The sequence below is a fragment of the Nocardia sp. NPDC004604 genome (assembly GCF_040609795.1).
Taxonomy (GTDB): Bacteria; Actinomycetota; Actinomycetes; order Mycobacteriales; family Mycobacteriaceae; genus Nocardia.
This window is the reverse complement of the sequence record NZ_JBEXLC010000163.1, coordinates 1-19,561: the sequence shown is the minus strand read 5'-3', so window position 1 is coordinate 19,561 and position 19,561 is coordinate 1. Positions and strand designations below refer to the sequence as shown.

Annotated in this window: 13 protein-coding genes and 5 pseudogenes; 12 read left to right on the top strand and 6 right to left on the bottom strand. The window is 65.4% G+C overall.

The features are described from left to right. Together ABZW16_RS37065 and ABZW16_RS37060 are read right to left on the bottom strand one after the other, a co-directional pair. Positions 1-1,981: protein kinase (locus ABZW16_RS37065; protein ID WP_354960800.1), on the bottom strand; the 1,981-nt coding region annotated here is incomplete at its 3' end. Positions 1,982-2,353: 372 nt separating this feature from the next. Further along, on the bottom strand, positions 2,354-2,548 hold the full coding sequence (locus ABZW16_RS37060) for a hypothetical protein (protein ID WP_354960799.1): 195 nt from the start codon (positions 2,546-2,548) through the stop codon (positions 2,354-2,356). A 129-nt stretch (positions 2,549-2,677) separates the two neighbouring features. Between ABZW16_RS37060 and ABZW16_RS37055 the strand changes: the two genes are divergently transcribed. The 5 genes from ABZW16_RS37055 to ABZW16_RS37035 all read left to right on the top strand — a co-directional run bounded on the left by ABZW16_RS37055 (position 2,678) and on the right by ABZW16_RS37035 (position 7,572). Beyond that, positions 2,678-4,897, top strand: coding sequence for an MMPL family transporter (locus ABZW16_RS37055; protein ID WP_354960798.1), 2,220 nt, complete (start codon positions 2,678-2,680; stop codon positions 4,895-4,897). Between the two features lie 351 nt (positions 4,898-5,248). Next, positions 5,249-5,539: a DUF4342 domain-containing protein gene (locus tag ABZW16_RS37050; RefSeq protein ID WP_354960797.1), complete on the top strand. Its 291-nt coding sequence runs from the start codon at positions 5,249-5,251 to the stop codon at positions 5,537-5,539. Between the two features lie 3 nt (positions 5,540-5,542). Further along, complete coding sequence (locus ABZW16_RS37045) at positions 5,543-5,698, top strand: hypothetical protein (protein ID WP_354960796.1); 156 nt, start codon at positions 5,543-5,545, stop codon at positions 5,696-5,698. An 11-nt stretch (positions 5,699-5,709) separates the two neighbouring features. Continuing rightward, positions 5,710-6,084, top strand: coding sequence for a hypothetical protein (locus ABZW16_RS37040; RefSeq protein ID WP_354960795.1), 375 nt, complete (start codon positions 5,710-5,712; stop codon positions 6,082-6,084). Positions 6,085-6,108: 24 nt separating this feature from the next. After that, positions 6,109-7,572 (top strand): wax ester/triacylglycerol synthase family O-acyltransferase, encoded by a 1,464-nt coding sequence (locus ABZW16_RS37035; RefSeq protein WP_354960794.1) that lies wholly within the window; start codon positions 6,109-6,111, stop codon positions 7,570-7,572. 92 nt (positions 7,573-7,664) lie between these two features. On the opposite strand, the gene ABZW16_RS37030 is transcribed toward ABZW16_RS37035, so the two are convergent. Continuing rightward, a complete protein-coding gene (locus ABZW16_RS37030) occupies positions 7,665-7,886 on the bottom strand; it encodes a hypothetical protein (RefSeq protein ID WP_354960793.1) in 222 nt (73 codons plus the stop codon). A gap of 983 nt (positions 7,887-8,869) precedes the next feature. Between ABZW16_RS37030 and ABZW16_RS37025 the strand changes: the two genes are divergently transcribed. Continuing rightward, on the top strand, positions 8,870-10,891 hold the full coding sequence (locus ABZW16_RS37025) for a hypothetical protein (RefSeq protein WP_354960792.1): 2,022 nt from the start codon (positions 8,870-8,872) through the stop codon (positions 10,889-10,891). 147 nt (positions 10,892-11,038) lie between these two features. Here ABZW16_RS37025 and ABZW16_RS37020 read toward each other — a convergent pair. Further along, a pseudogene (locus ABZW16_RS37020) lies at positions 11,039-11,233 on the bottom strand (DUF2235 domain-containing protein); the annotation flags it as partial. A gap of 384 nt (positions 11,234-11,617) precedes the next feature. On the opposite strand from ABZW16_RS37020, the gene ABZW16_RS37015 reads away from it, so the two are divergent. Next, entirely contained in the window at positions 11,618-13,420 is a 1,803-nt protein-coding gene (locus ABZW16_RS37015; RefSeq protein WP_354960791.1) for a serine/threonine-protein kinase PknD, read from the top strand. A 260-nt stretch (positions 13,421-13,680) separates the two neighbouring features. Continuing rightward, positions 13,681-14,010 (top strand): annotated as a pseudogene (locus ABZW16_RS37010) (IS1380 family transposase); the annotation flags it as partial. Here ABZW16_RS37010 and ABZW16_RS37005 read toward each other — a convergent pair. Then, positions 14,011-14,384 (bottom strand): annotated as a pseudogene (locus ABZW16_RS37005) (transposase); the annotation flags it as partial. Between the two features lie 58 nt (positions 14,385-14,442). On the opposite strand from ABZW16_RS37005, the pseudogene ABZW16_RS37000 reads away from it, so the two are divergent. From ABZW16_RS37000 to ABZW16_RS36985, 4 genes and pseudogenes are all read left to right on the top strand, one after another. Beyond that, positions 14,443-14,762, top strand: a pseudogene (locus ABZW16_RS37000) (DUF5131 family protein); the annotation flags it as partial. A gap of 101 nt (positions 14,763-14,863) precedes the next feature. After that, positions 14,864-15,730: a phage Gp37/Gp68 family protein gene (locus tag ABZW16_RS36995; protein WP_354960790.1), complete on the top strand. Its 867-nt coding sequence runs from the start codon at positions 14,864-14,866 to the stop codon at positions 15,728-15,730. A 1,486-nt stretch (positions 15,731-17,216) separates the two neighbouring features. After that, a complete protein-coding gene (locus tag ABZW16_RS36990; RefSeq protein ID WP_354960789.1) occupies positions 17,217-18,212 on the top strand; it encodes a hypothetical protein in 996 nt (331 codons plus the stop codon). 295 nt (positions 18,213-18,507) lie between these two features. Continuing rightward, a pseudogene (locus ABZW16_RS36985) lies at positions 18,508-18,780 on the top strand (ISKra4 family transposase); the annotation flags it as partial. A gap of 267 nt (positions 18,781-19,047) precedes the next feature. Here the strand turns inward: ABZW16_RS36985 and ABZW16_RS36980 are convergent. Continuing rightward, a partial coding sequence (locus tag ABZW16_RS36980; protein WP_354960788.1) for a DUF6262 family protein occupies positions 19,048-19,561 on the bottom strand: 514 nt, incomplete at its 5' end.

Here is a 19,561-nt window from a genome sequence, read left to right as displayed (position 1 = left end):
GCCGCGGCGGGTCCTGGCGGGCGAGCCGGTGCCGCATCAGATCCGCGAAGAGCCGGTCGAATCGGAACCATTCCGAGTCGTCATCGACGCGACGCAGGAACAGGTCCAGATGCTCGGCCTCCTCGAGCATTTCCTGTCCATACGTCACGTCGGCGAGTCTGTTGGCGAGGTCGCCGCAGATGGTATCGGTCACCGAGATCGACACCAGGAAGTCGAGCAGGGCGGGGTCCACTGTATTCAGTACATTCGCCGCGACGTATTCGCTGATGGCGTAGCTGTGCCCGGACAGCCGTCCGATGTATTCGGCGGGATTTTCCTTGCCGCGCAATGACATCGACGCGAGTTGCAGCGCGGCCGCCCAGCCCGCGGTCGATTCACGCAGCTGCGTGATATCGGCCGCGGTCAATGGCAGCTGATTGACATTGAGGAGGAATGAACTGGTCTCCGCATCGTCGAAGCGCAGATCTTCGGAATCGATTTCGACGAGTTCGTCGCGCACGCGCATCCGGCTGATCGGGAGTCCGGCCGGGCTTCGGCTGGTGACGATGAGGCGCAGATGGTGGCAGGCATTGTCGAGCAGGAATTCCATCGCCGCGAGCGCATTGCGATCGGTGACCTGGTGCCAGTCATCGATGACCACAGCGAATGTTTCTCCGCTGGAGTGGATTTCGTTGATCAGTGCGGTGATCACATAGCGGGTGGCGTCGGTCGCGCGTTCCTCCAGGATCTGGTTCAGTTCACGGCCGAGCGCCGGTCGGGTCCGGCGGATCGCGTCGACCAGATGCGCCAGAAACCAGACGGCATTGTTGTCATCGCCATCGATGGTGAGCCAGGCGATCTGAACCCCCTCGGATTCCAGGGTGCTCGCCCATTGAGCGGCCAAGGTGCTCTTTCCGAATCCGGCCGGTGCGTGGATTACGGTCAGCCGACGCTGCTGGCCTTCGCGCAGCATGCCAAGCAACCGGGGACGGCCCATGAGCGCGCGCGGCGGCGTCGGTGGCCGGAATTTGGTCAGCGCGGCCGGTGGGACCGCAGGTCCTACCGGTTGGGGTAGAACGTACTGCGGCGCGGCCGGTTCGGCGCGGACCGCGCGGGCGGGACCGGCGGCCGGAACGTGGTCGCGCAGTGCGTCCCGCAATAGATGCTGGTAAGCGGCAGCGGATTCCGGGCGGGCCGCCGGATCGATCGCCATGGCCGCTTCGATGGCGGCGACCGCATCGGCCGGAATCGCTGTCCCCTTCAGGTCCGGGATCGGCTCGGTCGTCATGCGCACGAATTGCGCCATTACGCTCTCGCCGGTCCGGCGTTCGAAGGCCGCGTGCCCGGTCAACAGGCAGAACAGCGTCGCGCCGAGACTGTAGATATCAGAAGCCGGTCTCGGTTGCGCACCACCCAGCACCTCGGGTGCGGTGAATGCGGGTGTGCCGGTGATGAGTCCGGTCGCCGTCTCGAAGCCGCCGCCGATGCGGGCGAGGCCGAAGTCGGCCAGTTGCGGTTCGTCGTAGTCGGTGACCAGGATATTGGCGGGTTTCACATCGCGGTGGATGGTTCCCTCGGCATGTGCGGCGGCCAGCGCCCCGGCGATGCGTTCACCGATGGACAGCACCTCGTCCCACGGTATCGGTCCGGTCGTGCGTAACCGGTTCTCCAGCGAACCTCGGGAGTGGAACGGCATGACGATATAGGGCCGACCGGTGGCGGTGATACCGGCCTGCAGGACCTGCACGATGTTCGGATGCCCCGACAGCCGCCCCAGCGCATGCTGTTCGCGGACGAACCGTTCCCGGTCCTCACCGCGGAATTCCGCGGTGAGGACCTTCACCGCCACGGCGCGGTCCAGTGATCGTTCGAAGCAGCGGTAGACGACGCCGAAACCGCCCCGCCCGATCTCCTCTGCATCGAAGAATCCGGCCGCGGCCAGTTCGGCAGCGAGACCGACCTGCAGGTCACGCTGGGTTGCGGTGGGGTCGAATTCCGGCATGGCCTATTGCCTCACCATGCCGAATTCCGGTGATTCGGCATCGGCGGGAGTCGCCGCGTGGCTTCGCACCGGCTGCGGTGGTAGCAAACCATACGATCACCTCACGAGGCAGAACATCGGCCCCGACAATTCGATCATAGCGACCATCATGGTTGCCGCGGCGTCTCATGCGAGAACCACTGTGTTGCAAGGACTTACGGGCTCGATGCGGCTGGTCCGCAGGCGGGAGATGGCGAAGGCCGGTATCGCGATCGTGGCGGCAGCTTTCGGAGCGGCGTGATCAGCAGCTATCGGCGCCCGCCTGCACTGTGGTGGGTCACTGTATCCGCTGACAAGCGGGCACCGGTGGGCCTCCGCCGTACCGGCCCACCGTCACGCCCGGGCGTTTACAGCTACGGCAACTCGAGCCTCCGCGTCCTCGACGAACTGTGCCATCACCTGAGACCACAGTTCTCGGACCGCGGCGCTGGTGTACAGCGCCGCGGCGCCAGCGGAGGCGGCCGAACGGTGGTTGGCGAAAGGTGTCGACGAAGGCCCCGATGGCGTCGCGCCAGCCCTGTTCGGCACACTGTTGCAGCTCAGTTGCTGACCATTTCTGCGTTTATGAGGAAATCATCATATTACGTGTTATTGTACCGACGTAGTGCGTGCTCGCTCCGTTGCTGTGTCCGTTGGTGTCTCAAGGAGAGGACCCGCGTGTCTCGGTATCTGTTCGCTCTTGGTCGGGTGGCAGTGCGTCGCCGCTGGTGGGTGCTGGTGGTGTGGATCGTGCTACTGGTCGGCGCGATCTGTTTCGCCGCGGGAACCGGTGGGAAGACGAACGACAATTTCACGGTTCCCGGTACCGAGTCGCAGGATGCCGTGTCATTGCTGCGGCAGCGGATGCCGACGTTCAGTGGTGCGCAGATGCAAGTCGTGTTCGCTACGCCCGGTCTGGCCAAGGTGACCGACCAGCAGGTGCGGACCGAGATCGAACAGACCATGACCGGCTTGCAGGGACTCCCGCAGGTCGCTGTGGTCGTCGACCCGTTCCAGGCCAAGGCGGTGTCGCCGGATCAGCGTGTCGCACTGGGCACCGTGCAATTCTCGGTGTCGGCCGGTGAGGTCGGCGGGGACACCCTCGACGGGGTGGACCGCCTCGCGGCCCCCGCGCGCGAGGCCGGTCTCGACGTGCAGTTCTCGGGTGCGGTGTATCCGGGCTTCACGGCCGAGATCCCGCACACCCCGGAGCTTCTCGGCATCGTCGCGGCATTCGTCATCCTGCTGATCACCTTCGGTGCGGTGGTCGCCGCGGGGTTGCCCATCATTACGGCGTTGGTGGGTGTCGGCATCGGGCTCACCGGGATTCTGGGAGTGGCCGCCTTCGTCGACGTGCCGTCGGCCGCGACCTCGCTGGCCCTGATGCTCGGTCTGTCCTGTGGCATCGATTACGCGCTGTTCATCCTGTCGCGGCATCGGCATCACATCGTGCTGGGAATGGCTGCGTCGGAGGCGATTCCGCTGGCGGTCGGGACAGCGGGCAGTTCGGTGGTGTTCGCGGCGATAACGGTCATCATTGCGCTGTGCGGGCTGACGGTGGCGGGCATACCGTTCCTCACCGTCATGGGTCTGACGGCCGCCGGCGCGGTGTTGGTGGCCATGCTCGTCGCATTGACGCTGCTGCCCGCGCTGCTGGGCTTCGCCGGTGACACCGTCGCCAAGTTCATCTCACCGCCGCTGCATCCGGGCAAGGCGGAGGAGGTGGCGCGCATCGCCGCCTACGAGCCCGAGCGCACGGCCGGGCATGCGTGGGGACGTTTCGTCACCCGATTCCGTATCCCGTTGCTGGTCCTCGGCATAGCGATTCTCGTCGCCGCGGCCATTCCGGCCACCCGCATGGACCTCGGGCTGCCCAGCGGTGCCACCCAGCCGGAGAAGAGCACCGCCCGCAAGGCCTATGACCTGGTCAGCCGGTCCTTCGGCCCCGGTTTCAACGGACCCCTGCTGGTGGTCACCGACCTGTCCAAGGCCACCGGCCCGGACGCCGCGCAAACGCTGATCGGCCGGCTGCAGCAGGAACCCGACGTCGCCGCCGTACAGCCCGCGGCCTCCGGGAACGGGTTGGTGCTGATCCAGGTCGTTCCCAAGACCGGCCCCAACGACTCCGCGACGACCGATCTGGTGAACCGGTTGCGCGACGACCGTGACCGCATCGAAAGCGGCACCGGTGCAACGTATCTGGTCGGTGGTACCACGGCGGCCAATATCGACACCTCGAAGCGGCTGGCCGGGGCACTGCCCATCTTCCTCGCGGTCGTGGTGGGTCTGGCGCTGCTCTTGCTCACCATCGCCTTCCGTACGATTCTCGTCCCGCTGACCTCGATCGTCGGCTTCATCCTCTCGGTGTTCGCCGCCCTCGGCGCGCAGGTGGCCGTATTCCAATGGGGCTGGGGCGCAAGTCTTTTCGATGTCAACAAGGCGCAGACGCTGAGCTTCCTGCCGATCATCACCTTGGCCATCATCTTCGGCCTGTCCAGCGACTATCAGATCTTCGTCGTCTCGCGGATCAAGGAGGAATACACCCGCACCGCCGATGCGATCGCCTCGGTGCAGAACGGCGTCGCGCACTCCGCGCGCGTCGTCACCGCCGCCGCGCTGATCATGTTCGGGGTGTTCGTCGCGTTCACCACCACCGACAATCCGATCGTCAAACCACTGGCGTTCACCCTGGCGATCGGCGTGCTGTTCGATGCCTTCATCGTCCGGCTGACCCTGGTGCCCGCGGTCATGGCCCTGATCGGAAACCGGATGTGGTACCACCCGCGCTGGTTCGCCCACTACATCCCCGACCTCGATATCGAGGGTGCCGAACTCGAACGCCGATTCGCCCGCGACACCGAAGCCGAAGTGCCACAGGGCATTACCGAACCGTCATGACGCTCGTTCGCTAACGGCGACGATGCGGCGATCCCGAATACCACCGCGATCGTGACCGGCGCATCGGCGGGTATCGGCGCCGACATAGGACAGCCCCGTGCTGACATAGGACAGCCCCGTGCTGACATTGGCGTTGCGGGGCGCGGTACCGATCAACGGGTGGCGAGGACCCCGGCAGTCGGGCCGGTCGGCCCGGTGCGGGGTGGACCTTCGGCCCTGCCGCGAGGTGGTCCCGAAGACGACGATGTGAAGAACAACAGGGGTCCCGGCCAAGAGCCGGATATCGAGGCTGAGCCGCAGGAACGGAGCGGACGCGGTCTGCCCGACAGCCCAGCGGAGGCGGTGAACGGAATGACGCAGCGAGCGACGACATCGACAGAGCAGATCGACGTGCAGGGTGGCCACCTGGTGGAGAGGGTCAAGGAACTGGTCCACGAAGGCAACGTTCGTCGGATCATCATCAAGGACTCCGACGGCAAGACCGTGATGGAGGTCCCCGTGACGGTCGGCGTGGTCGGCTTCCTCCTCGCGCCCACCGTGGCCGCCATCGGAGCGCTCGCCGCGCTCGCCGCGGACTACTCGATCGAAGTCGAACGCGAGAATCCCGACTCGACAGACGCCGGCGCCACTGCGCAGGCGTAGGCAATGCGGGCGTGCCACGCGCTGCTGGCCGCGCTCTCGGATAACGCCCACCGCTTCGTCGGCTACCTCGAGGAGGACGATGCTCTCGCCGATGAGTGGGTGTTCGTTTCGGCGCACCCGGTCTTGCTCGGTCAGCACGACCGCACCCGATGTCGATGACGGGAGGAGTTATGGGACATCTGGAAGTGCACGCACACATGAAGATTCGTCCAGGTCAACTGGAAGGGTTCAAGGCTCTAGCGGCCGAGATCATGCGGCTGACCCGAGAGAAGGACACGCAGACCCTTCGCTTCGACTGGTTCATCAGCGAGGACGGAACCGAATGCGAGGTCCACGAGGTGTACCCGAGTGGACAAGGCCTGATCGAGCACAACACACACGTCATGGACGCGCGGGCGATCCTCTTCGAGAAGTACGCCTACGACCACCGCATGACCGCCTTCGGCGAGGTCTCCCAGGAGCTCAGGGAACTCGCAGACAAGCACGCCGGAGGAATCGCTGTTTACTCGTTCCTCCAAGGCCTCGGAACCGCGGCGGCTGTCTAGGCCACCAGGAAGGGATGTGAGGTCATGGCCGAGATCCGTCTACTGGAACGGGTGACCGCTTCGGACCTGTTCCTGCTGCTCTGGGACGACTACGGCTGGTCCACCGACATCGGCGGGCTCGCCATCCTCGACGGGACAAGCCTGCTCGACGAGGACGGCGGCGTCCGACTCGACGCGGTCCGGCGACACCTCGAGCCGAGAATGCACTTGGTGCCGCGCTTCCGGCAGCTGCTGTATCGGCCTCGCCTCGGGCTGGGCTGGCCGCTGTGGATCGACGCGCCCTCCTTCGACCTCGCTGAGCACATCCACGTCCGTGCGCTTGCCGCGCCCGGCGACCAGGACCAGTTGTTGCAGACATGCCAGCAGCTGGCCCGGCGACCGTTCGATCCCGCCCGGCCGCGGTGGGAGCTGTGGCTGCTGCCCGGTCTGCCGGACCACCGGGTCGGTGCGTTCTTGAAGCTGCATCACGTCCTCGCCGACGGCCCCGCCGCGATGGCCGCCTTCGGGGCGCTGCTCGACCGGACCGCCGACGCGCCCGTCGATGGTGCACCACCATGGACGCCGACACCCACCCCGTCCACCGGTGAACTGTTCCGCGACAACCTGCGCCGCCGCCGACGGGAACTAGGGCACGGGTGGTCGGGCCTTGTTCATCCGAGCAGAACACTGCGCCTGGCGCGTCGCGCGTGGCCGGCCTGGCGGGAGGTGCTCACCGAAAAGCCGGCCCCACGAACCAGCCTCAACCGCCCCGTAGGCCCCGAGCGCCGACTGACCATCGTCCGCGGCCGCCTCGACCCCATGAAACACGTCGCCCATGTCCATCACGCCACGGTCAACGACGTGGTGCTGACCGCGGTCGCCGGCGGCCTGCGCCAGCTGCTGGCAAGCCGCAGCGAGGATGTCCAAGGGCTCGTCCAGCGCGCGATGGTGACCATCTCCCACCACGAAGCGCGGCCCGGCGAGGCACAAGGCAACACGCCCGGATGGATGATGGTGCCGCTGCCGGTCGGTGAACCGGACCCGCTGCGCCGGCTCACGTTGATCACCGCAGAGACGAGCGCACGGAAGCACAAGGTTCGCCCCGAGGCAGGCAGCGGGATCTTCAGATTCGTTGTCGGCCAGCGCATCTGGTACCGGCTGTTTCCGCGGCAGCGGTCAGTGAACCTGGTCGTGAGCAACGTCCCGGGTCCGCCGATGCGGCTGTATCTCGCCGGCGCACCGCTGCTGGAGGTGTTCCCCCTACTGCCGCCCATGGGCAACCTGACTCTCGTCGTCGCCGCCATGTCGTATGCCGGCCAGCTCAACTTCACTGCCGCCGCTGACCAGGACAGCTGCCCGGACGTGGAGGTGTTCGCCCGCGGGGTGCGCAGTGCCCTCGACGACCTCGCGCAACCAGTCCTGGGGGCTGGGACAGGCGGTCGGGCCGGTGCCACGGAGCCGGTACCGCCGACCGACGCGTCGGCTACGTCGCGTCGGTCACCGCGGTGATCGATCCCGGCGCCTCTTTGCTTTGCACGGAAAGGGGGATCTGCCTACAAGGCAACAGTGCAGGTCGCGCCATTAACATCTGGCGCCGCTGATCATGGCCCGAGGAACAATCGTTCGTACGGCAGGCGCGGCAGCCGCCGGCGGTTCTCTACGGCTTCGTGCATCAATTCGATTGTGCACCAGCGCTTTCGTTTCCAGTCGTGGACCAAATTGCGTACTGCCGCCGCGGTGGCGGCGTAGTCCAAGCCCCTACCGGCCAGCCAGATCCGCAGGTGCAGATCACCTTCCGGCGGAGTCCATTGTTCGGAATTCACGGCTTATCGTTTCCTCGGGCAACGCAATGACCAGTCGACATTTCCGGATGAGTCCTACTTGTGTGCGGCGCGACAGCGGTCGCCGCCGTACGAGGCCGCCGGATACGGGGGCTGCGAGTCCTGCGTCGCTGCTGCCGCGCACGGATGCCGTGGCGGACCGGTGGGCAGGTCCCGTCGGGATTCCGATTGGCGATCGGAGGGAGCTGACGTCTTTGTTACGAACACGAAGCTGTGTACGTTGCCCCGACCGATACCTCGAGGGGTGATGCCACGGTCTCGACCGATGCTCGGTCCCGCAGCGTATCGGTCCGTATCGCAATGGTTCTCGATCACGGGCCACCCTGGTCGGCCGCTCCCCTCATAGACGCGGCCGGCCGGGAGCCGATGACGATCAGGTGCTGCTAGGCGACTGCATCGGTACGCGCGGCGTATCCATGTGCCTCGGCCACAGATTCGGACGGATTCCGATCTTCATCTGCACTCCTCGTACTGGGCGGTCAGGTGACGGTGACCCGCCGCACTTTGTCGGGAGTTAGTGTGAAGATTATGCGTACGATTCGCTACAATACTGAAGATAATTCTTTGTTCTATAGAGGAATATTCCCAATCATCGGTTTGACATAGCGGATGGCCTGCTCGATCGAAGCTTCTTCGGGGTCCGGTCGTGTCGGACGGGTGTCCGGACCGGCCGCGGAGTCGCACCGCGCCACGCTCCCGGATTCATAAGACCGCCCGCGACGAATGCGCCCGACAGCCGGGCGACCGGGACTCCCCCGCGAGCCGGGCAGTGTCGCGGATCTGCCGGTAGGGATCCGATCCCTCCGAAGGTGGGGCGCTTGCCCGAGTAGCCCGGACCTCGATGCTTCCCACTCGTGACGAGGCCGTCCGGGAGCACGCGGGCGTCCTGCGGACGAGCGATTGTCCGGGCGGCGCGCGGTCGGAGATGTCCGGGGAACGATGGGCCGTCCGGCCATGATGGGATCATGACGAGCATCGGCAGGGGTGTGCTGGCCGCAGGGACCGCGCTGGTGCTGGCGATCGGGACCGGATGCGCACGGGAATCGGGGTCCGCAGGGCTTCGGTTTACGGTTGCCGAGGGCCTGAACAGCAACGAATTCATCCGGGAGGGGCCGGTCGCGGCGCATCTGGTGTTGCGCTCGGGCCGGGACCCGCGGATGGTGGTGGCCTTCCCGGCCGGTAACAGCGGCGTCGGAGTATGGTTCGCGCCCCTGTCCGCCCCGGCCGCCTGGACCGTCACCGGTGCGCCGCAGCCGCGCCGGGAGAGCGATTCTCGCGGGCGGCCGCTGTACGGTATCGCGTTCGAGGCCACGATCGCGGCCCCGGAACTGGTACTGAACCAGGCGATCCTGTCCAGTGTCCGGGTGCTGCGCGATTTCGATCAGCACGGCACGGTTGCGCCGGAAGTCCTTGTCGCACCTACCGTTTCGGGCAATACGCTCGGTTGGGCGCGAGACCGCCTCGACGGCGCGCCCGGCTACCGCCTGACCATCACCGTGATCGACGGCAGTGTGCGACCGGGCGGCACGGCCCTGGCCGCGGGTGCCGACGGTCGCATCGGCCTTCGGATCTCCTCGCTGACCGGTGACACACCGCTGACGCCCTTGCCGGGGAACGATCTGCTCAACGGCACGCAGCGCCGTCTCGGCTCCGCGGGGAACACGCTCGCGTACCTGGGCTACCGGGAGAAGTTCCTCGCCGGCTCATGGCATTTCGACACCTACTTCGGCCGGGACACCCTCATCTCGCTGATGCTGCTCATGCCCGCGCTCGCACCCGCGGCAGTGGAGGCCGGACTGGATTCGGTCCTGACCCGGCTGAGCCCGGACGGTCGGGTCGCCCACGAGGAGTCGGTATCGGAATACGCCGTCCTCCAGCATCGCCGCCAGGACGGGACCGCCAGTGCCGCACCGATCTACGACTACGCAATGATCGACGAGACTTATCTGCTGGCACCGGTGATCGCCGCCTATCTGCTCGACGACCGTGCCGGTTCCGCGCATGCCCGCGACTACTTCCGAGCCGATCCCCGTCGCGCGACCGATCTGGTCGGGAACCTGCGACGCGTCGTGGCGACGGCGGGCGCGTTCGCGCGGGATCCGCGGTACGCCAATCTGATCGGGCTGCCGCCCGGCCAGGCGGCGGGGCAGTGGCGCGACAGCGCCGACGGCCTCGCGGGCGGGTGGTACCCGTACGACGTGAACTGCGTACTCGTACCCGCCGCGCTCGAGGCTGCCGCACGCTTGGCCGGAAGCGGGCTGCTCGATCCCGCACTCGGTGCCACGGACCGGGCGGCGTTGGCCCAAGCCGCCGCCGACGCGACGATCTGGCGCTCCACGGCGGCCCGTCTGTTCTCGGTGACCATGGGCAATGCCGACGCCGCCCGTGCCGTCACGGCCTATGCGGCCGAGGTCGAGGTCCGGCCCGACGACGCGCTCGCCGCGCTCGGCTCGAATCCCTTCTCTTTCAATGCCATTGCCCTGGACGCCGACGGCGGGCCGATCCCCGTCGTGCATTCGGACGAGGTCTTCGACTTGCTGTTCGGCGCACCCACGCCCGAGGCGCTCGCGCGCGAGATCGCGATCATGGCCGCGCCGTTTCCGCTGGGCCTGACGACCGGTGCGGGCGTGCTCGTCGCGAACCCGGTCTTCGCCGATCCCGATGTGCGGCAGCGGATCACCGCACACGACTACCACGGGACCGTCGCCTGGTCCTGGGTGCAGGCCGCCTTCGCCGCGGGTCTGAATCGCCAGCTCGCCCGGACGGACCTGCCCGGCGGCGTTCGTGATCAGCTGATCGTCGCGCGAAAAGCCCTGTGGCAGACGATCGATGCCGTCGCACCCATGCGGAATTCGGAACTGTGGAGCTGGATCTACCGCGACGGCGCCTACCAGCCGGTGGCCTTCGGCGCGGGCACCGCCGACGTGACCGAATCCGATGCCGCCCAGCTGTGGAGCACGGCCTACCTCGCCATCGCCCCGCCGTGATCGTGCAGGCACCCGGATGCCATCGGCGGCAGAGTGGTCACCACACGAAGGGGATGAGCCGTGCGCGGGTGGCCGCGAACACGCGGTAGCTCTCACCGCGACAGCCGTCGGCTGCTCGGGTTCGCCGACGACACCGCGTTCGGGATAGCCGCCGCCGATGTCGCTGTGCACGCCGTGAAACCACACCTGGCGCACGCGGTCGTGCTGCGATCCCGCTGCAGCGGCGGGTGCGTCGGGTTCCCACAGCGCGGGGATGAATGTGACGGCGGCGTTCGCCCAACGCGTCGCCGGTTCCCATTTCGAGCAGATCGCGAAGTAGGCCGATGACAGGTGGGCGTGCACTCCCGGTCCGAGTGCGCCGACGGTGATCCGGATCGCATTCAGTTCGCTACTGGACGGGTCTTTATGCAAGATGGCCCGGCCTCCGACTGGTGCTGGGCGGCCGGCTTCGGGAAGTTGGTCGTATGGCTCAGAGGTACGCTGAACTTGCGACAAGTTTGTTGGCGGATTTCTGGGCACGATCCGCGCACTCGTACCGGTGGCGGGCAGTGCCCGGCCGTGTACTTGTCGGCATGAGCGTGGCTGGGAATTCGCGCGCCGACGATAGCGCCGACTCTCGACTGTCTGGCCTGGCTAAATAACTACTGTGTGGCTACCCGCTCGAGCGGGGGTTGGAATGCAAAGCAAGTACACCGTTTGCCAGTCGGGTGGTCACGGGACGGCACAATGGATGACGCGTCAGTGAGTGGCGGGGACACCACTTGGGGGCCAGCGCAGGTGTTCGGACGCTATCGGCTGCTGTCGCTGCTGGGTCAGGGCGGCATGGGCCAGGTGTGGCGGGCGCATGATTCGCTGACCAACCGGGTGGTGGCACTCAAGTTGTTGCCCGAGCGCTTCGCTGATGACGAGCAGCTGCGCGAGCGGTTCCGCCGGGAGTGCCGGGCGGTGGCGCAGTTGACCGAGCCGCATGTGATCCCCATCCACGACTTCGGCGACATCGACGGTCGGCTCTATCTGAATATGCGCTTGATCGAGGGCACCGACCTGCGCAAGGTGATCACGCGAGAAGGGGCCTTGTCGCCGCGGCGGGCAGTAGCGATCATCGCGCAGGTGGCCGGCGCGCTGCAGGCGGCCCACGACGCCGGGCTGGTGCACCGCGATGTCAAACCCACCAACATCCTGCTGGGGGCCGATGAGTTCGCCTCCCTGATCGACTTCGGGATCGCCCACGCAGCCGACGACCGTACGCTGACCACGACCGGCGAGACCATCGGCACCGTCGCCTACATGGCGCCGGAGGAGATCGGCACGGAGGTCAAGGCCGATGCCCGAGTGGACGTGTACGCGTTGACGTGTGTGCTGTATGAGTGCCTGACCGGCCGGCCGCCATTTGCGAGCGAATTGGGGATGCAGGGTGTGATCGCCCATCACCTGCACACCCCGCCGCCGCATCCCAGCACCACTAGACCCGATGTACCGACTGCGTTCGATGCGGTCATCGCCAAGGGAATGGCCAAAAACCCCGACGATCGTTACCAGACCATGCGCGAGCTGGCCGCGGCGGCCGGCGCCGCGATCGGCGATTCCGCGGTCAGCACCACTGGGGGCGTGGCTGCGCGCCAAGGGCGGCGAATCAGATTGTCGCCCAGGACCGCCGGGCTGCTCGTCGCCGCGGTCGCGGTGACAGTGGTGGCCGCCGTAGCTGTCGTCATCGGTGTCCAACGGGAATCGGGCGGCGGTGGCAACTCGCCCGCACCTATCACCCCGGGCTACTCGGCACAGATTCCGCTGCCGTTCACCGACGTGAGTCTGCCCACCGGTGTGGCGGTCGACGCGGCGGGCAACGTATACATCACCGACATGGGTAACGATCAGGTGCTGAAGTTGGCGGCCGGCGCGTCGACGCCGACCCCGCTGCCGTTCACCGGCCTGAAGAATCCCCAGGATGTGGCGGTCGACCCGGCGGGCACCATATACGTCAGCGACACGAGCAACGATCGGGTGCTGAGGTTGGCGGCCGGCGCGTCGACGCCGACCGCGCTGCCGTTCACCGGCCTGAAGGATCCCCATGGTGTCGCGGTCGACAGGGCGGGAGACGTATACGTCGCCGACCGGGGTAATGATCGGGTGCTGCGGTTGGCGGCGGGCGCGTCGGCGCCGACGACGCTGCCGTTGACGGGACTCCAAGGTCCCGATGGTGTGGCGGTCGACCCGGCGGGCAATGTATACGTCACCGAGTTGGGTACCGAGCAGGTGAAGATGTTGGCGGCGGGCGCGTCGGCACCGACCATGTTGCCGTTCACCGGGCTAAAGGATCCTCAGGCCTTGGCGGTCGACCCGGCGGGAGATGTATACGTCGTCGACTGGGGTAACAAATGGGTGGTGATGTTGTCGACGGGCGCATCGACGCCGACCCCGCTGCCGTTCACCGGCCTGAAGAATCCCCAGGGTGTGGCGGTCGACTCGGCGGGAGACGTATACATCACCGATCTGGGCCCCAATCCGGTGGTCAAACTCCCGGTCGGCTGACCCCCGCTCCGCGTAATTCGGGAGTTCCGCCGACCTGTATGCGGGCGTCGTACGGACCGAGTACTCGACAAGCCATCGGTCAACCGATTCGTCGTTGTGGCAGAACATGTCTCAGTAGATCGGGGCCTGGGAGATCTAAGCCTGGATCCACCGATGGGCTTGTGCCTGTCGGTGTGCGATGAATGAGCAAAGTGCCCTTCGAGCTGGGATGATCGCTGTTGTCTAGGCAGTGATCGGTCCGGTTCAGAAGGGCACTTCGGGTGCAAGTTTCGCATAGGTTCGCCGCGGAGTCAGCGGTGTTCGATGATCAGAGTCTGGTGTCGCTGGCCGGTCTGGTGCCGGTGATGCGTCTGGCCGAGCAAACCGGGCTGGGTGAATTGCTGAGGCAGAAGGTGGCGATCGCCGAGCCGCGGATCCGCTCCGGGTCGGCGAACCCCGGCCCGAAGCTGGCGACGCTGATCGCGGGGATGTGCGCCGGCGCGGACAGCATCGACGATATCGATGTGCTGCGCAGCGGCGGCATGAGCACGGTGTTCGGCCAGGTCTACGCGCCCTCGACGATCGGAACCCTGTTGCGGGAGTTCACCTTTGTAGAACGCCTGCTTCGAGAAGCCCAACACCCGGCAGGCCACCGCCACCGGGATTCGGTCAGCGGCAAGGTCCAGGACCAGCGGGTACATCATTTTGGGGGCAACTCGCGAGCGAAGAACGCTGCCGCCCGCCGCAGAATCTCGTTCTCCTGTTCCAGCAGCTTGTTACGTTTACGCAGTTCACGCAGCTCGTCCGACTCAGCACGGGTTACCCCGGCGCGGTGTCCGTCCTCGATGTCGGCTTGTTTGAGCCAGCCGGCCAGGCAGCTCTCCGATATCCCGAAATCCTTCGCGACCTGCCGCAGTGTCGTCTCGCCCTTGCGGGCCACGGCGACCACATCACGACGGAATTCTTCGGGGTAGGGCTTCGGCACGGTGACGCATCCTCTCACAGCAGAGACCGAGCAGTCTCTACAGGTTGGGAGTCAACCGATGCCGGGGCAGTCCCCGCACCCTCACCGCCGCCCGCGCCTACATCGAGGGAGGAGCCGGGCAGTGACCAGCATCGAATGGACTGAGGTGACCTGGAATCCGGTCACTGGGTGTGACCGGATTTCCGAGGGATGCCTCAACTGCTATGCGCTGGCGATGGCCAGGCGGCTCAAGGCGATGGGTGCCGACAAGTACCAGCGTGACGGTGACCCGCGCACCTCCGGACCAGGGTTCGTGTGAGCATTCATCCTGCCGCTCTGGATATCCCGGCACGTTGGCGCACGCCGCGGGTGGTGTTCGTCAACAGCATGTCCGACCTTTCTGTCGGGGAAAAATTCGATTCTCTGCACGTTTACGCAGTTCGGGAGCGATTTTTGTGTGCGCAACAGATGTCGTGCACGGACTTGATCGGGAGAATGTCGTGAGCGCGTCGAAGATCGAATGGACTGAGGTCACGTGGAATCCGACGACGGGATGCGACCGGATTTCGTCTGGTTGTGACAACTGCTATGCGCTGACCCTGGCCAAGCGGCTCAAGGCCATGGAGATTTCGCTGGTAGCAAAGGGGAAACTCGACGCGGGGAAAGCCAAATACCAGAACGACGGTGATCCGCGCACCAGTGGTCCTGGTTTCGGTGTCGCTGTTCATCACGATGTGCTGATCGAGCCGCTGCACTGGCGTAAGCCTCGAATGGTTTTCGTCAACAGTATGAGCGACCTCGGGCATGCGCGCGTTGAGCGAGGATTCCTTGAATCGGTTTTCGCTGTCATGGGAGTAGCCCGCCAACACACGTTCCAGGTGCTGACCAAGCGCCCTGGTCGTGTGGCAAAGCTGTTGTCGGACAGTTCATTCCGTGAGCGGATGGCGGAGTCGATGCCGTTCGAAGACGGTAACGGCGGGGACGATGTATTCGACTGGCTCGCCGTCAACGCTTCGTGGCCGCTGCCGAATGTGTGGATGGGAACCTCGATCGAGTCGGACGAATACTGCTGGCGCGCTGACGAATTGCGCAAGACGCCAGCCGCGGTGCGGTTCCTGTCGCTGGAGCCATTGCTCGGCCCGCTGCCGAGTCTGAATCTGGAAGGCATCGACTGGGTCATCGTCGGTGGTGAGAGCGGGCCGAAAGCGCGTCCCATGCATCCGCAGTGGGCGAGTGACATTCGTGACCAGTGCGCTGATTCGGGGGTCCCTCTCTTCTTCAAGCAGTGGGGTGGACGCACCCCCAAGGAGAACGGCCGCCACCTCGACGGCGAGATCTGGGACCAGTACCCACTCCGCCAGCAATAGGCTCGCCCGCGCCGACAAGGCCCGTCCAGTGACCCGATGGACGGGCCTTGTGCCATGTCTGGCCGCCGCGCCAGCAACAGCGGGGCATGGTGGTCCACACCCCACCGACTCACCCAAACTCACACAACGACTTACAGGACACTCAGTCACTTTGGCTGTGTGACACTCCGGCTGAGCCGACATCGCGATTCACCTGGACTCGGCGGCTGACGGTGGTGACAGATTGACGTTGGCGCGTAGGTGCTAATACGCTGTGATTTGCGAACGGATGAGTTGGGGAGCCATCATGCGGGTCTGCTGCCTGCGGTGACCTGTTCGACCGGCTCAGCCGATATGGCCCCGACAAGCGATCTGGCCGGGTTCGCGTCACGGATTCCCTGCTGAGGGGCAGTTGATCAATCGGTTATCGATGGTTTCGGCGTACCTCTGTATATCGGCGGTCCGTTTGGTGGTCCGGTGCTCGGTTGATGATGCTGCCCTCAACCGTCGGTGACGGCTCGGGTCGTTTGCTACCAAGTAAGCGAAAGGTGCAGGTGGGTGATGTCCATTCCGACACTCGATGACGTCTTTCTCATCAGATCCGCCGACGGGGCAGAGACCACATCCAGCGCGTCGAAGGTCTCTGGCTAGCGTAATCCGGGGCCTACTGTGTGAGGCGACGCAGCGATCGAAGGACGAGGGGGAAGGACAACATGGCTATCGCGATAACAGCGACGCGTCCGGTGTCCGGAGGCAGCGCAAACGCGGTTCGCATCCCTGCGGTGCCACTCGCCGGGGCGGACGAAATGATTATGGGCATTTGCGGTACAAACTGCCCGGAGTGCGGGTTGCCGTGCCTCGCTATGGTGGCCCATTCCCAAGGTCAGCATGGCTGCGCGAACGGGCATTCGTGGTAGACGAATCCAGCGACAGCTGGCTGTCAAGCGCCGGCAAACAAAGGGGAAGGATTTCAATGATGAGCGAGAATAAAGACTTCGTCCCGTCTCCGCCGTTAGGGCCTACCGAAAATCCCGATAGTCCCATCGTCCAGGAAGCCGACGCGGTAAGCACCGCTGGCCCGCAGGAACCCGAATCGAGCCTATGCTTCTACGACAACCAAGCGTACGGCGAAGGCTCGAGAATCTGCATGCTCGGTGAAGTTCACTACTGCAGCTCGGGAAGTTGGGTTCGCACTGGCCTCGCATGCTGACAAGATCAACAAAATGGTAACCGGTAACAGGGCGAAGCCGTTGCTCGGCATCAGCGCTCGTCCCGTCGAGCATCGGGAACTGGTCGGTCCACTCGCTCCAGATGCTCAGAATCGGTCGCCGAGCTGAGCTTTGCGATGGGTGTCGCGATCCCAAGTCCTCCGCTGTGGCACGTGCCTAGTGGATCGCCTGGCACCCCAACATGGTTCACCACACGACCCGGGAAACTCCAGCCGACACCCCCCGATCGCGCTCGTCCGAATAGCTACCACCGTTGATGACCCTCGAGGAGTGATCTTATGACGGCACCGGCAGCGGACCCGATTCTCGGATTCTGGAGATACAAGAGTGGAGTCATCGGGGTGAGTCGTGCGCCGGACGGCTTTATCGGGACAGTCCGCCGAGAAATAACACTCGTGCAGTGCCCGCACAAAGTTGGGGAGGTGATGTGGAAGATAACTCGCTCCGGCGGAGACTACACGGGAACCCATCTCGGCTGGACCCAATGGGATGACTGCGACGCTGAGCGAGTACCACAGACCGCTCAATGGAGTATTTCAGGAGAAGCGGGTGACACGCTTAAAGTGCATGTCACGAGCGGCGACACCGTTCGTGACTACGATTTTCAGCGCGAACCTTCTCAGGCTGTACCCGTCGGACCAGGTGACCACGTCTGGTATTGGTTCGACAATTCCACCCAGACACCCCACACGTCGCAGGCTGCGGGAATCCCGCGGCTGGAGTGGTTTCCGAACGCCGATCCAAACGACAGCACCGATTACCAGGGGCACGGAAAGGAGATCTTCGAATACACGTTCCTGGGCAACGAGATCAGGCGGGGCCAGCCACACATGAAAAAGTTCCCGGGCACCTACGCCTGGTTGGACAACAACCCGGGCAACCTGACCGGTGTGCAAAACGGCACCGACTTCGGTCAGTACAACAACAAGTTCAACTGGCACAACTTCTTGATCTTCCCCTCCTTCGACGTCGGCTATGCCGCGATCGCCGCCTTCCTGCGGCAAGACAGATGGAAGAATCTGACGATCTTGCAGGCCTTCCGCGACTATGCGCCGGCCGAGGATGGCAACGATCCGGATTCCTACGCGACAAGTGTGGCCGAGGAAGCGGGAGTGACGACAGATACGCTGGTCGGCGACCTCACCGACGACCAGATGGCAGCCGTGCAAGCGAAGATCACACAGATCGAGGACTCTCGCGCCGGCGACACCTACCGCTATGACTCGGCCGATCTGCCAGCCGCGATCAAGCAACTTCTGCCGTCTTCGCAGTGACGGGCGTCGACAACTATCGCGAACTACGGTTGGGCACAAAGCGGCAGGGAGTAGCTCGTTTTCGGTGACTGTTGATCATGCTTTGAGCTGGTGAGACGTGGTGGGGGGCTGTTGTGGGGGTTGCCGAGCTCTTGTCGTCGGGTGTGGGGTTCTGGTGGTGGAGGCGGCGATGCCGTCGTGGCTCGAGGAGCTTGAGCGCAGGGAAGCGGCGGCCCGGGAGCCGCACACCATCGAAGCCCAAGCCGACACCGCCGGGCTGACCAGCGGCCAGCGCCATGGCGTTGACGCCGCCACCCGCTACCTCCGCGGCCACGTCCACTACCTCCGCTACGACACCGCCCTCGCCCAAGGATGGCCGATCGCTACCGGAGTAATCGAGGGAGCAGTGCGCCACACCGTCGGTGACCGCGTCGAAATCGGCGGCGCCAGATAGGGATTGACCGGCACCGAAGCCATCCTCACTCTCAGAGCACTGAGCCAGAACCGAGATTTCCCCAGCTACTGGGCGTTTCACCTCGCCCGAGAACACGAGCGCGTCCACCCGGACAACTACCAGCTCGCGGCGTGATCAACCCGTCCCTCCAAGGGGGGCGACTCCCCCAGTTAGTGCAGTCAACTGAGCAGTGGGGTGAATGGGCGCCGGTTAGCCGGTCAGAGGCGACTGGAACGGACTACGGCGTGTACTTCGGTGAACAGCCACCCACGCGACTTATGAACCTTCCGCGCCATTCCGGGCGAGCACCGATGCGTCGAGTTGGCAAGAAGGCCGCTGGCCGCGAGCTGGACGGCCAGGTCTGGGACGAAATGCCAACGACCGCGCGGACCGCTCGATGAGTCAGGACCGGTTGAGTTCGGCCATGAGGCTGCGGTTGGCCTCGCGAGCGGCGGCGAGTTCTTCGTCGCGCTCATCGATGCGACCGCGCAGGTCGATGACGAGCTGCTTGTGGTGCTCGAGGTCAGCTTGCAATGCGGCGGTGCCAGTGGGTGCGCCGAGCCCGCTCCGTTCGAATGCCTGCTGGCCGAGCAGCTCGGAGAGCCGCTCTTCGAGTTCCCGGATCCGTTGTGCGAGCCTGCGATTGGCCTCGGCAAGGTTCGCGTTTTCGGCGAGCGCGGAGCGATGGCTGATCGTGGTGGACGCCGGTGACGGTTTCTCGATGGCCTCGGCCGCCGCGGTGAGGACTGCGGCGTGCAGGTCTGAGTGGCGGTGGATGAACGATCGGTGCACTCCAGCGCGGGCCGCGGTCGCGGCGATGGTGATGTCGGATCCGTCGTTGTGCATGTCGGCGAGGGCTTTGCGGACCCGCTGGCTGCGGCGGTCGACGTCGCGACGCCGCGCCGCGGTGAGTGGT